The sequence below is a fragment of the Saccharopolyspora sp. ID03-671 genome (genome assembly GCF_045278815.1).
Lineage (GTDB): Bacteria > Actinomycetota > Actinomycetes > Mycobacteriales > Pseudonocardiaceae > Saccharopolyspora > Saccharopolyspora ipomoeae.
On the sequence record NZ_CP134054.1, the window covers coordinates 6,720,165 to 6,733,745 of the forward strand.

Consider the following 13,581-nt stretch of genomic DNA (forward strand, 5'->3'; position numbering starts at 1 on the left):
AAGATCGACAACAAACGACCTTGGAAGACTCCAGCACCGCGTAACCGCAGGTCAACGCGGCGACAAACCGGGAGAACCCTTAGCGCACGATCCGACACGGATGTTCCTCAACCCCCGGGGCCTGCAAGGACGTCAAGGCCGACCTGCGGCCCCGGGTGGCCGCCCGGATCGCCGAGGCCGAGCAGCGCACGGCGGAGCTGGTCGCCTTCACCACCGTCCTGTATCGGGCGCTGGGGCACTTGGACGCGCTGCCGGACCGCAGCGGTCACTGCGATCCGCAGTGCGCGTTCCTCACTCCTAGCAACGGCACGTCACCGGTGCCGGTGACGTCCGCGCGTCCGGCCGAGACCGAAGCTAATGCCGAGCGATGGCGGACAGTGCCGGTGGCGTGTTCCCTGACCGGCGAGGACATCGGGGAACGGGCCGGACAGTGGCAGCAGTTGCTACGCGGGGCCGAACACGAGGAGATCGACGACGGCGTGCGCCTGACCGTGCCCGCCGACCGGGCCGGACAGATCGCCGCGCTGGCCGCCGACGAGCAGCAGTGCTGCCCGTTTTTCGACTTCCGCCTCCATCTGGACGGCCCCGTGCTGCGCTTAAAAGTCCGCGCCCCCGCCGAGGGCGCCTTCCTGCTGGCCGAGCTGTTCACCCCGGCCGCCTGACCATTCGCCGTGCCGCCGGTTCTGGTTGGTTCATCACACGTTGCGAGGAGCACCATCGTTGTCGTCAGCATCCGGCCTGGTCGCAGGCATGAAACGCCACCAGGTCGCCATCTACGTGGGGGCGCTGGGGGCCGGAGCCCTGGTGGGCTGGGTCGCCCCCGAGGCGGGGCCGGGTCTGGAACACGCCATCAACCCGGTGCTCGCGGCCCTGCTGTATGTGACGTTCCTGCAGGTGCCTGCCGCCGAGCTGGGCCGCTCGGTGCGGGCGGGCCGGTTCCTGGCCGCAGCGCTGATGGTGAACTTCGTGGTGGTGCCACTGGTGGTCGCGGCGATGGTCGCCTTCCTTCCCGACCACCAGGCTGTGCGGCTGGGAGTGCTACTGGTCTTGCTGACACCCTGCGTGGACTACGTGATCGTCTTCAGCGGACTGGCCGGCGGCAGCAGCCAGCGGCTGCTCGCGGCCACACCGCTGCTCCTGATCGCCCAGATGGTGCTGCTGCCCGGTTACCTGTTGCTGTTCCTGGGCTCGGACCTGGCCGAGGTCGTCGAGGTCGGCCCGTTCGTCGAAGCATTCGTCGTGCTGATCGTCATCCCGCTGACGTTGGCCTGGCTCACCCAAGCCTGGGCGGCTCGCCGGGCCGCGGGGCAACGGGCTGCCGATACGATGGGCACGCTGATGGTGCCGCTGATGGCCGCCACCCTGCTGACGGTGGTGGCCTCCCAGGTGCCGAAACTCGGCGACGGCCTCGCCACGGTGGCCCGTGTCGTCCCGTTCTACGGGACCTTCCTACTCGTGATGGCCTTCGCCGGGCTCGCCGTGGCCCGCCTGTTCCGGCTGGACGTGCCGGCCAGCCGGGCGATCGTGTTCACCGGCGCCACCCGCAACTCGCTGGTCGTTCTCCCGCTGGCCCTGGCCCTGCCCGACACGCTGGCCATCGCAGCGGTCGTCGTGGTCACCCAGACCCTGGTCGAGGTCGTCGGCATGGTGATCTACGTCCGGGTGGTGCCCCGCCTGCTGCCCGCCCACTGACCCGATCCCGGATCCCCCAGGGCTGAACACCCCGGGGCGGCTCTATTCGTGAGAACGGACAGCACTTCGACCTCAGTTACGGAGGCGGATTGCCCCCGGCACCCAGGGATGTCCACGAGTTTGGGCAGCCGGACAGGGCAGGGTAGGTCTACTGCCGCGCTAGCGTCGGTGCAGGACAACGACGGGAGGATCAGGGCTGATGCGGATCACGGTACTGACTGTGGCGGACTGCCCCAACGCACGGCCCGCGCTGGAGCGGATCGCTGCCGCACTGGACGACCAGGACACCCAGGTGGAGCTGGTCGAGGTGACCGATGAGGCCGAGGCTGCCCGGCGGGGCATGTACGGGTCGCCGACGATCCTGATCGACGGCACCGATCCGTTCGCGTCACCCGGGGCACTACCGAGCCTGTCGTGCCGCCTGTACCGGGGCGCCGACGGCACTGCATCCGGGATACCGGGCGAGGCTGACTTGCGCCGGGCCCTGGCCAAGGCGAGCGAGCCTGGATAGGGAGACGCGTTGTCGGACTGCGGCACTGGTGGTCCTGCCCACTGGGGGCAGGACCACCGCTGCATCAGCAGCTGCCGACGCCAGCTGCGGCCAAGCCCTGGCGAGTCGGGCCGTGCGCACCCTGGCAACAATCCGCCAGGCGGCCATCGACCACCACGGCGGGCACACGGGTGATCCCGTACTCATTCGCCTTGGCGGCTGCATCAGCGTCGCTACGCAGGTCGCGCACCACTACCTCGCAGCCCGGCCCAGCCATTTCCTTCACCAGACTGACCGCAGGCTCACAGCCCGCGCAGCCGGTCGTGAATACCTCGACATGGCGCTGTGCCATCTTCAATCACCTCCACATCGAACGCTAGGGATTCCACTCGGGTGCAAGGTCAAGTCCGGACTTGCCCCTGGTGACGAACGTGGTCGATCAGCGGACATGAGGCAGGCGCCGCGCTCGGGTCGGAGGCCAGCTGGTCGGCGCGCGCATCCAGGTCCAGCAGCTGCTGCCGCAGGCGCTGCAAGTCGGCGATGCGGTTGTCGATGTCGGTGACATGCTCATGCAGCACGCCGCGCACATAGCTGCACGGACGCTTGTCCGCATCGCGCAGGGCGAGCACCTCGGCGATCTCGTCCAAGCGCATGCCCAGCCGTTGGGCGGCTTTGATGAAGCCCACCCGATCGGCATCGCCCGGACCATAGACCCGGTATCCGGCGCTGGTCCGCTCGGCCGCTGGTAACAGGCCGATGCTCTCGTAGTAGCGAAGGGTCTTGGTGTTCACACCGACCTTCCGAGCCAGTTCTCCGATGCGCACGGCAGCTCCCCGCACTGGTCAGATCTTGCTTCTCGAACTCTCAGACCCACCGTGCACCTTCCACCCCGGTGGAAGGTCCAGTCCAGCCGGGTCGCCGCGAGCAGAGAGCCTGCACAAGCCGGGGAACTCGCGGCAGGTGAATACGCGACCCCGCCACTCCGCTGCCGCTGAACCCTCCCGGGGCGAATACGACGCGTTCGGAATACGTGCACTACGCCAGCTCTGCGCCCCGATCTGAGCCCGGGTGATCTGCCGCGATTGGAGTAGTTGGAAACGCCGTTTCCAACTACGGACTCGCCAACGCAAGGACGGCCTCGATCGAGGCGGCGGGGTGGTGTTAGTCCCCGTCCGAGGTTCGGGAGATGTAGCAGTTGAACTGACCGTTGAATTCCTCGCCTGGCGGGACAACGGGTGCCGGTGCGCCTACGCAGCCGGGCATGGGATAGACCTCGACGAACTGGCCGCTGTCGTTGCGCAGAAAGGCACCGCCGGGGACGGATTCGGGATTGTTGGGGTTGCTGATCTGCTGCTCCGCGGGCTTGCCGATTGAGTAGACGAGGATCGTGCCATCGGCGGCGGCTGTGGCAGCTAGGGATAGCAGCAGGGCGCCGGCGGCAGCCAACGAGCCCAGGGCGGGTAGAACGTGAGAGCGCTTGTGCAGGGTCCTTCCCGATACGAGCAACGACGGACGGGACCAGTGCACCAGCGGTGACCGGGCCGAGCGCGGCGGCCACGTCGTTCGAGTGGTCGTGGATCGCTCGATGTGGTCGGCAGCCAGGCGCGCCAGGGCTTGCTGTGTGTTGATCGTGGTCACCATCAGCACGACCGGAAGGAGTTCTGCGCGAATGCTTCGCACAACCGTGACTGTGGCTGCGGCCCTGGCCGGAGTTCTCGCACTCGTCCCGCCTGCACTTGCCGATGACGATGACGATGAGACAGAAGGCCCCTCCACCCATTCAAAGGTAGGAAGCGACGCCTGCGCTGGCGGGGATTACTGCCTCTACGACCGACACGATTACAACCAGTCCCCGTACAGTCCGGTGCGCACTCCGAGCCGCGTGATGTGGGCAAACGATCGCGAGTGGGAAAACTTCAACTACTACTCAGGGACATTCGCGGCGCCAGGCGAAGCGTTTGGGAGTAACAACCCCACTAACCGGGTGCGGTCCGTGGTCAACAACACTGACCGCACCATCTACCTCCTGGAATGGGACCTAAAGAACGACCCCAGCACCGCTGCTACCGAGTGTCGTTCGGTGCCACCGGACAGCCAGGTTCCCAACGTCGGTGGCCAGAACAGCGATGAAGGCTACGGCGCGGTCGGATTTAGCAGCCACGGGAACAAGTGCAGGCCGCTGCGTTCGATCCCGTACCCGTAACCCCGAGATCGCCGGTATGGCGATCGACTGCAGCAGGGTGAGCTGTTGCGCCCGGAGCGAGTCTGGGAGATCTGCCGTGGCAGACCCCGGTTGGAAACGCCGTTTCCAACCGGGGCCCTATTTTCGTTGGGGCAGTTGTTTCAGTGTTGACCGAAATTGATGACATGGGGAAGCCCCCGACGTTGGGCCGGGGGCTGGGTGACGGTGAACCCCGGGCTGGACAGGAGGGGGTGGCGGGGTTCGGTGCCGGTGATCAGGCGGGCAGGGCCCGGCGGTGCATGGCGTAGAGCTGGGTGATGAACACCAGAGCCCCGGTGTCTCCGCAGAACTGGCGATCACATCGAACGTGTGTTCATAATTGGTGCGTCGGGGTACGGGGAAGGTGCTCCGGCCACGCGGGTCGGCCTCTGCACCCTGGCGGCGCGACCCGCCCCAAACGTCATGAAGGAACGCGGGCGGCCATGCCGAATCAGCCACCGACGACCTGTGCCCGCGGCCACGTCCAGCACTCCGGCCAGTGGCTGCGCGGCTGGCTCCCGTGCACCTGCCCAGCAGCCCGAAACGGCGGGCACAGCACCTGGACCTGCCGGGTATGCCTCGAGCTCCGCGACCCCGAAGGCACCGTCTATTCCGAGCGACACGTGCCGGATGGCCAACGCCGATGACCGTGGCGCGAGAAGATCACCGCATGAGCAACTCGACGAACCTCATCGCCACCGAGCGCGCCGCACTCGACCGAACGGCGCAGCGCCAGACCACCACCGCCCTGGCTGAGATGCTGGCCGACGCCGATCGAATGGGCTTGCCGCCGCTGACCTGGACCATCTCGTCGGGGCTGTCCCGCGCGCTGGAAGGCCGCGTCCCGGATATCGACCCCGAACCGCAGGCGAGCCTGCGGGCATGGGCGGCGTTCTGCGGCCTGGGGGTGACGAAACCGCACCGGGCGGTTGGTCACTGCCCGCACGACGAAGAGGTCGTCATCTCCGTCTCCTACGACCCCGAGGTCCAAGACCCGACACAGCAGTGACCGCCCGCCCCCTCGCGATGCGATGACGCGGCCCGTTTGATCCAGGCGCGAAACGCCGTCCACCCGTTCCACGGCAACGAGGAACCCCGGAAACTGGTTTTCCGGGGTTCTCTGTGTTTCAGGGATCCACGTTCAGAAGCCCATGCCGGAGTGGAATCCGCTGCCCTGGTCCAGCTCTTCGTCATCGTCGTAGCCGTAGCGCTCGTAGTCGCCCTCGCTCTCGCGGCGGGTCTCATCGTCGTGGTAGTCGTCATGGCGCTCGCGGTAGTCGTCGCGGTAGTCCTCGCGGCTTTCCAGCACCTCGTCACGCAGAGCCTCGATGCGTTCAGTGGTGTCGTCGCGCTGGAAGTTCCCGTTTGGGCTGGTCATCGTGTTCCTCCATTTATCGGTGATAGTCCGCCAGGCATCGGCTCTGGCGTTCTGGCCGCCGGGTTCGGGCCCCAGCGGCACGTCCGGGTCGTTCGTGCGGATGCCGTAGGTCTCGCGGTAGGCGGCGGCGAGCCCGGCGACGTCGTCCCAGCGTTCGGCGGCGGTCTCCTCCTGCGGCCGCGGTCCGAGTCGCGCGGCCCAGTCCGGGCGGTCGTAGGCGACGTGGTCGCGGAGCTCGCCGACCCGTGTCGCCACTGCGGTGGTGATCTGGTCCAGGTTGTCGGCGAGTTCGGGTTCGGCGTCCCGCACAGAGCGGTGGGGGGTGTTCAGCCAGGGCAGCACGGGCTGTTCGCCGGCGCCTTGGTCGCGTTGGTCGGTGAGGTGGTCGACGACGATCTGGGCGGCGTAGCGGTGGGCTTCCGCCGGGTCGGCGGGCCACTCGGCGAGCTGCCGTGCGGCATCGGCGACCGCCGAGTCGGCGTCCAGGCCTTCGGCGGCACCGGCGGCGGCGTGCCGCCACACCAGTCCCCAGTCGTCGGTGACGTCCTCGCTCGGCAGAACTGCGGTGGTGATCGTGTGCCACCGGTCGGTCTGTTCTGTGCTGGGGTCGGCGAAGCGGGCGGGTGGCTGGTGGTCGGCGATGTGGGATTCGATGCGCCACCGCAGCACCGCGGCCGGGTCGTTGCTGTGCTCGCGGCCGCTGGTGGTGACGGCGCGCTCGACGAGCCGGTCGGACTGCCATCCCTGTGTTTCGGCGCGGCGCAGCGTGTCGAGCAGCTTGGGTTCGGCGGGTTGGCCGAGTGCGTGGGGGGCGTGTTCGGCCAGGGCCTGGTGCGCGACGCGGTTGAGCAGTTCACGGCTGGTGGTGTGGTGACGTTCGGCCAGCACCGACAGGGATTCTTCGGTCCGCTCGTGCAGGGTGTCGGTGAAGGTCTCCAGCAGATCGTCGAAGTCGATGCTCTCGCGTAGCCGCTCAAGCTCGTCGTGACTCGTCGCTGTGGTCTGGTCGGTGCTGGCGGTCGCGGTGGGCGGCCCCCATTGGTCGATGAGGTCGTGCCAGGCGCGGGAACGCAGGCCCTGGCTGTCGGGCTGTTCACCCAGCGGGTGTGCCGGGTCGTTCGTGCGGATGCCGTAGGTCTCGCGGTAGGCCGCTGCCAGACCGGCCACGGTGTCCCAGCGCTCGGCGAGCGCTGGGTCTTCGGGTCGTGGCCCCAATCCGGCGGTCCAGCGTGGTTGCTCGGCGGTGGCCTGGGCGCGCAGTGTGGCGTGGCGGTGGGTGATGGCGTCGTTGAGGCGCGGGAGGTAGTCGCGCAGCTCGTCGCTGGGGCGGGTGTGGTCGGGGTGGGCCATCCACGGAAGTGCGGGCCTCCAGCCGAGGCCGTTTTCGCGCTGCTCGGCCAGCGCGGCGGTGACCGCATCGGCGGTGTAGTGGTGGGCGTCCAATGGGTCGGAGGAGGGCCGGTTGGCGAGTTGCCGTGCGGCGGTGGCCACCGCGGCGTCGGTGTCCAGGCCTTCCGCATCGGCCGCGGCCGCCAGCTTCCACACTCGTTCCCAGGTGGGTTCTTCGATGTCGGCGGTGGTGTCGTGGCCTTCGACGATGACGCGCCAGTGGTTGATCTGGCTCATCGTGGGTGCGGCGGTGCGCGGTGGCGGTTGCTCGTGCAGCAGGTGCTGCTCGATGCGCCATTGCAGCATCGCCGCCGGATCGTCGGCATCGGTCAGGCGTCCCTGGGCGAGGGCGGTGGGCACCAGCTGCTCGGCCTGCCAGCCGACGTCTTCGGCATTGCGCACGGTCTGGCGCAGCGCCCCGACAGCAGGCTGCTCCAGCAGGTGGGGCACGTGCTCGGTCAGTACCGCATTGATGCGTTCCTCGGAGCCGAGGTGTGCGACGTAGTCGTGGTGGCCGATGAGGGTGCGCAGCGACTCGGCCTTGTCCAGGGAGGCGCGCAGTTCCTCGGTCGCCGAGGTCTCGGCCGAGGACCGCTCAAGTGCGGCTTCCAGGACGCCCCGCCCGGTGCGCTCGGCCGGGGTTTCCTGGTGGCTGTCGATCGTGTGCTGGACGGTTTCGACGTAGACCTGGTTGTCGTGCTCGGCGCGGGTCATCTGGGTGTAGAGCTGTTCGCGCGACAGCCCCTGCGGCACGACACTGTGCGACGAGCCGCCGGTGACCGACATGCCCTGCGAGCGGTTCCCCGTCGCCGCATAGGCCAGCTCGACATGCTCGGCGACGTAGTCGGACGGCAGCGTTACGGTGCCGCGGCTGTCCTGGTGACGCAGCTTGAGCTCCCCGTGGCGGCCAATGCCCCGCACCTGCCAGGTGTCGCCGTTCTTGACGAAGTCCTTGCCGCTGAACAGCGTTTTCAACCGGTCGTTGTGGCGGGTGACGACCAAATCGCCCTTGCTGGCGTGGGTACCGTCGTGCAACTGCACCGCTTGGCCGGCGTCGACGTCGCCGCGGTGCAGCCGCAGTTCGCGGGCCTGGCGGTTCAGGGCGACGACGTCTTCGTTGGCGGGCACGATCAGCAGGCTCGGGCGACCGGCATCGAGGTCGGTGCGCCAAGCGTGGTGCGCGGCGTCGCGCATCGTCTCCCGGCTGCCTTCGTGCACCCAGTCCTTCTGGAAGTAGTAGTCGAGGCCCGAAGGGTCGGCGGCGTGCAGCTTCAGGGAGGCCGCGGCCTGCTCGGGGTCGGCGAAGCGCACGACCTCTTTCAGCCGCAGTGCCCCGTTGTGGTGGGCGAACCAGCGCACCGCACCGCCTGCTTCGACGGCGGCGAGCTGCTTGTCGTCGCCGACCATTCGCACGTCCGCGCCTCGGTTCAGGGCGTAGCGCACGACGTCGTGCAGCGTGTGGGTGCCGGCCATCGCGGCTTCGTCGATGATGAGCACATCGCCGCGGGTGAACGGGAATGCGCGCTCGGCGCTGCTCTTCTGCATCGCTTTGGTGACCTGGTGCAGCGTGTGCGGGCGGGCCTTGATCGAGGTGCCGAGTTCCTGGGCCGCGCGGGCGCTCGGGCCGAAGGCGTAGACCTCGCCGGCGTCGGCGCGCCAGGCATCGGCGAAGACCCGCATCGCGGTGGTCTTGCCCGCCCCCGCCGGTGCGTAGAGGAGCTGTACTCGGTGCCCGGAGGTCGCGAACCCGGCAACCGCATGCTTCTGACCAGCGTTGAGTTTCGCGCGGCCAACGGCTCGCCGGACCGCGGCATCGCTGATGCGCACGCCGTCGCGGCGCCGCCCCCACGCCGCCAGCGCCGACTCCTCGCGCAGCGTGCGGTTCGTCGTCCAGCGCTGGGCGTTGTGCTCGACGAACACGCTCTCACCGCTGGCCCGGCGCAGCCCCGAGGTCTCCTCGACCACGGACGGGGCCTGCAGCGCCACGGTGTCGGCGTCCCGAACGACCGCCTCGACGATCTGGCCGATGACCTGATCGCGGGTGCCGTCGGGCACCCGCAGGTGCGCGGACTGACGATGCGCCTCTGCTTCGAGGTTCCAGACGTTGAAGTGGCTGTAGTGGTCGGACACTGTCGCCAGCGTGCGTGCGGCGAGCGCGGTGACATCAACCTGCTCAACCTGCTCGGGTGCGCCGCCGAAGAGCCGTTCCCGCAGCCCACCGAGCACGGTCTCGTCGACCATCTCGACGGCCTGGGAGCGCCAGCGCCGCAGGTGTTCGGACAACGAGCGCGGCGCCTGCTTGGCCTCTCGGGTGCCGTACTGCGCCCGGCGCCCGATCTCCAGCACTTCCTTCGGGCTGGGCTCGCGACCGTGGGAGCGGCTGAATTCCACGATCGCTCGGGCGCGTTCCTGCTCGACCGCCGAAGCACGTTGGGAGAAGCCCGCCAGCAGCTCGGCGGGTACACCGTCGAGCTCCCAGACCGGGCGCTTGAGATCGAACCCACCGCTGGGCTTCTCGACCCAGCAGGCACCCTGCTCACGGAAGAGGTCCCGCAGGCGGCTGTTGTAGTACTCCGAGGTCGTCACCGCCGCGGCCAGCACACTGCGCCCGTCCAAGCTCGTCCAGCGGCCATCGGGACCCTGCACCTTGGCGCTGATCGGCACGTGGGTGTGCAGGTGCGGATCCCCAGAGCGGGAGTCCCAGTGCTCGAAGAGGGCCGCCGTGATGCCTTTGACGTCGTGCTGGGCGTATCCGCCGTCGCCTTTGCGGGTGAAGGCAACGTTGTCTTCGAAGTACTGCAACGTGTCGCGCACGGCCTGGCGGTGCAGGCCGACGATCTGCTCGCGGGTGGCCTCATCGGACAGTGCCCATGCCACCGAGACCGACTTCGGCGGGGCGAAAACGAGCTCGTAGCCGGAAGTCGCGTTCTTCATCTCGCGCTTCTGCTCGGCCAGCCACTTCTTCAACTCGGCATTGCTGGGCTGTGTGCCGCCGTGGTTCTCGGCGTAGGCCTGGGCTTGCACATCCCGGCGGATCGCCGCCCGGGTGGCCTCATCGATCGGCGCACCGATCGGACGGTCGTTGTCGAGGTTGTACGCCTTGTAGGCATCGACGACCTTGCTGCGCAGCTCGTCGGCACCGCCGTGCTGGCGGAACCGGTAACCGAGTTTCGTTGCGGCCAGTGCCTCTTCCGGCGAGGCGCCCGCTGCGATCTTGGCCGCTTCGATGCGGTCGGCGTCCGGGTGCCTGCCCTCTCCGTAGAGGGCGTTCATCTGCGCCGCGGTGACCTCGCCGTCCATCCCCAGTGCGGCCGCGCCGCGCCCGAACCACTGTCCGGGCGGGTAGCCGTGCGCGGTGTAGTAGTCCGACAGCGCCTCGCCGGGTTCAAGCTCCCGATCGCCACAGGCCACCGACCCGGTCAGGTACTCATGACCGCCGGGGCTGATTTTGCGAACACCGATCACGGCGCCCCCTTCATCAGCGGTTCCTGCCACGGTCGATGCACTCACGCTAAGCAGGCCGGGGCGGCCGCCCGTCGCAGACTCAATCGATACAGATCCGGCGAGCATTGAGAATGCAAGAGGTGCTGTGTGCGAGGTGAGGCCACAGATCAGGGGAGTGCCGGCGCGGACACAAGGGCGAGATGCCGGCCGAAACGGACCAGGGCGGACCGGCGCGCAAGACGCAAGAGCGGGCACGGGAAAGCGGCCCGACCGACGGGCACGGCGGCCGGGGCTGGTGGGCGCACGAAAAGGACCCCCGGCCCATCTGGGCCGGGGGTCCCGGGGTGGAACGCGGGAACGTGGTTAGGCGGCGATCAGCTCTGGCGCGGGCTGGGCCTCCACAGTGGCGGCTGCGGCCATCTGGCCGGGCCAGAGCTCGTCCAGGCGGCGGCAATTGGCGCACTGCCCGTCGTCGACGTCCTGCCAGCGCACGTCACGCGGGACGCGCTCGGTGCCGCAGGTCGCACACGAGGCCAGCTCTGGCGCGGGCTCGGCGGCGGGCTGCTCGGTGGCGTTCGCGGCGACCCATGCGGCGACGGTGTCGCGGTCGGCCTGGTCGCTGTAGCGGGCCCACTCGGTGCGGAGGTGGTCCAGCGCGCGGGGGTAGTGCTGGTGGATGTAGGAGCACAGGGCCTCGATCGCCTGAGGGCGGGTCGCGTCCTCCGGCAGGTTGATACCGGGGCGGCCCAGCTCGCGGCACTCCTGGCACAACCCGTCGCGGTGGGCGCGGTCGGCGCGGCTGGGCTCGATGTTGCAGCCCAGGGCCACGCACGGGCGGCCGCCGTCGCGAACGGCGGTGGTGCGGGGGTCGGGCCGCTCGCGGTCGCGCGCCACCGGGTTGATGGCCATGCGCTCGTAGTCGACGGCGTAGCCGTCGGGCTGCTCGGCGCGCTGCGGGGCGTCGTCGATTCCGGCGCGGGTGGTGGCGTACTCGGTGACCGCGCGGGCGTCGGTGCGGGCCTTGCGCTGGGCGCGGCGGAGTTCGGGCCGGCTCTCGGTGCGAACCTCGCCATCGGCGCGGCGGCGGGCGTTCTCGATCGCGCGGCGGTCCCAGCGCGGGGCGCGGTCGGCCTGCGGCTCGGGCCGCTCGCGCTGTTCTCCGGGGCGCGGGGCGCACGCTGCGATGACGGCGCGGTCGTACTCGTCGGCGCGCTGCCAGTACTTGCGGAGCCGCGTTACTGCGGTACGCGGGTGCGCGGCCAGGATCTGGCCGCACTCGGCCAGCACGCCGATTTCGCGGGCGTTCGCGCTGGTCAGCGTCTCGCGCCACTGTGCGCGGGCGGTGCGAAGGTCGCCGGTGCGCAGCAATGCGGCGACAGAAAGAACCGAGTCCGAAATCGTCACAGAATGCGACATGGGGAAACCTCAAATCAGCGGTTTTTGCGCAATCGCCAGGCTTGGCCTTCCCGGCGGCTTACGACTCTTATTCTATCCCGAATTGCCAACTCGCGGCAAGCTCAACAGGGCTTTTGATTGCCTTTTTCCGCAATTCGCCGGATCAAGTGAACCGCCCTCTGACCTGCGCGGTTGGGCGACACGAAGGCGAGTTGCCCTCGGAAAATTGACCCCGTTCATTAGTTTGCACATTTCCTTTCTTTCCCCGTCCCTTCGACATAGGCCAATCACTCCCGTGTGGGGCTGTCGGGTCAAGGTCGGGGCCTCGCAAATTCCCGAAATTGTTCGGAGCTTGCGGAGAAGAATTTCGGGAATTTGTGGGGTGGCCTTGACGCGGCAGTCCCACACGTCGAGACAATCCGGCCGCGAAGGGCCGGGGGAAGAAAGGAAATGTCTTCATTGTTCGGAGCGCAGCGGAGAACAATCCCTGCGCCGCCCGCCGGCACTGTGGCAGGTTCGGGTGACCGTGGGCGGCCGGGCACCGGGTACGGGCAGGCGCCTGGCCGAGCAAGGCTCCGGGCACGGTCGGCCTGCCGCTTGTTGGCACCGTGCGTCACGGGTGGCGGCTACACTGATCGGTGCTTGGCGACACGGGCCTCAGCGGGCCCTGCGCACGCCAGGCGAGTGTGTCGGCGCGGTCTTGGCCGAGCCACCTCGCGGTGGTAAGCCCTTCGGGGCTTCCGCGCACGGCACGGAGGGCGCGCCCGGCTTCGGCCGGGCGCGCCCTCTTCATCTGCCTACCTTCCCTTCCCATCGCGAAGCCGCCGGTCCCCGGCGCGTCGGGACGCTTCGGCTTCGGACGGTCTTAGCGTCGAGCTCGTAGGGCACAACCGTCAGGGGAGGAAGCGGACATGGCCGAGTCGACGTCCACCCGCAGCCGGCGGCCGCGCCGGTCGAGCAGGATGAGTCAGCGCCTGGAGCGCGCCCGGCAGCGCAACGCCGATCAGCTCGCCGAGCAGAAGCAACGGGAGCAGCGCGTCGAGGACGCGCTGCGCGAGTACATCGAGGCCGGAGAGGCCATCGCCACTGAGGACGCCGCCTGCGAGGAGAAGGTGGCCGCCCTCCAGCGCAAGATCGATGCGCTGCGTGCCGAATCGCAGGAGCGGGTCACCGGTGAGCACACCCGGCAGGCTCAGGCGGCGTTGGCGATCCACGAGGCGGGCCGAACGGTCGAGCAGGTGGCCGAGCTGTTGGAGCTGCGCAGCGATAAGGAAGCACGACGGTTGATCGCGGCAGGCCGCGCGGACGCCGAGGCGAGCAGTGGTCCGGCGCAGGCGGCCCCGGACATGGTCCCGACGGAACCTGCCGAGCAGAGGCTGACGGGGGCAGCGGCGGGTGAGGAGACCACCGGCGCGGTGTCAGGGGAACAACGACAGCTTTGACCGTGCGTTCCCGGCCGCCGCGCGTGATTGAGTACGTGTCGTAGCCGTCATCGCTTATGGCGCCGGTCCGGGTGGGCGGGCGGGACTACCTGTTCGGGGAGCGGGCCAGGCTCGACCGGCTCCTCGAACA

11 protein-coding genes are annotated in these 13,581 nt (G+C 68.9%); 6 read left to right on the top strand and 5 right to left on the bottom strand.

The features are described 5' to 3' along the window. The first annotated feature begins 155 nt into the window (after window positions 1-155). The 3 genes from REH65_RS31220 (at window position 156) to REH65_RS31230 (ending at window position 2,203) form a co-directional block, all read left to right on the top strand. Complete coding sequence (locus REH65_RS31220) at window positions 156-662, top strand: hypothetical protein (RefSeq protein WP_406690324.1); 507 nt, start codon at window positions 156-158, stop codon at window positions 660-662. A gap of 88 nt (window positions 663-750) precedes the next feature. Beyond that, window positions 751-1,692: an arsenic resistance protein gene (locus REH65_RS31225; RefSeq protein ID WP_406693274.1), complete on the top strand. Its 942-nt coding sequence runs from the start codon at window positions 751-753 to the stop codon at window positions 1,690-1,692. Window positions 1,693-1,891: 199 nt separating this feature from the next. Beyond that, window positions 1,892-2,203, top strand: coding sequence for a thioredoxin family protein (locus REH65_RS31230; protein ID WP_406690325.1), 312 nt, complete (start codon window positions 1,892-1,894; stop codon window positions 2,201-2,203). Between the two features lie 64 nt (window positions 2,204-2,267). On the opposite strand, the gene REH65_RS31235 is transcribed toward REH65_RS31230, so the two are convergent. The 3 genes from REH65_RS31235 to REH65_RS31245 all read right to left on the bottom strand — a co-directional run bounded on the left by REH65_RS31235 (window position 2,268) and on the right by REH65_RS31245 (window position 3,823). Next, window positions 2,268-2,534: a thioredoxin family protein gene (locus REH65_RS31235; protein WP_406690326.1), complete on the bottom strand. Its 267-nt coding sequence runs from the start codon at window positions 2,532-2,534 to the stop codon at window positions 2,268-2,270. A 49-nt stretch (window positions 2,535-2,583) separates the two neighbouring features. Beyond that, complete coding sequence (locus REH65_RS31240; protein ID WP_406690327.1) at window positions 2,584-3,006, bottom strand: heavy metal-responsive transcriptional regulator; 423 nt, start codon at window positions 3,004-3,006, stop codon at window positions 2,584-2,586. Window positions 3,007-3,343: 337 nt separating this feature from the next. Continuing rightward, entirely contained in the window at window positions 3,344-3,823 is a 480-nt protein-coding gene (locus tag REH65_RS31245) for a hypothetical protein (protein WP_406690328.1), read from the bottom strand. Between the two features lie 49 nt (window positions 3,824-3,872). On the opposite strand from REH65_RS31245, the gene REH65_RS31250 reads away from it, so the two are divergent. Both REH65_RS31250 and REH65_RS31255 read left to right on the top strand, forming a co-directional pair. After that, the gene (locus tag REH65_RS31250; protein ID WP_406690329.1) at window positions 3,873-4,385 is read left to right on the top strand and encodes a hypothetical protein; all 513 of its coding nucleotides are present in this window, start codon (window positions 3,873-3,875) and stop codon (window positions 4,383-4,385) included. 688 nt (window positions 4,386-5,073) lie between these two features. Beyond that, window positions 5,074-5,412, top strand: a complete 339-nt coding sequence (locus tag REH65_RS31255) for a hypothetical protein (protein WP_406690330.1) — start codon at window positions 5,074-5,076, stop codon at window positions 5,410-5,412. A gap of 132 nt (window positions 5,413-5,544) precedes the next feature. Here the strand turns inward: REH65_RS31255 and mobF are convergent, their stop codons facing one another. Together mobF and REH65_RS31265 are read right to left on the bottom strand one after the other, a co-directional pair. After that, complete coding sequence (gene mobF / locus REH65_RS31260) at window positions 5,545-10,635, bottom strand: MobF family relaxase (RefSeq protein ID WP_406690331.1); 5,091 nt, start codon at window positions 10,633-10,635, stop codon at window positions 5,545-5,547. Window positions 10,636-10,977: 342 nt separating this feature from the next. Further along, a complete protein-coding gene (locus REH65_RS31265; RefSeq protein ID WP_406690332.1) occupies window positions 10,978-12,030 on the bottom strand; it encodes a hypothetical protein in 1,053 nt (350 codons plus the stop codon). Window positions 12,031-12,920: 890 nt separating this feature from the next. Between REH65_RS31265 and REH65_RS31270 the strand changes: the two genes are divergently transcribed. Then, the gene (locus tag REH65_RS31270) at window positions 12,921-13,451 is read left to right on the top strand and encodes a hypothetical protein (RefSeq protein WP_406690333.1); all 531 of its coding nucleotides are present in this window, start codon (window positions 12,921-12,923) and stop codon (window positions 13,449-13,451) included. The last annotated feature ends 130 nt before the right edge of the window (window positions 13,452-13,581 follow it).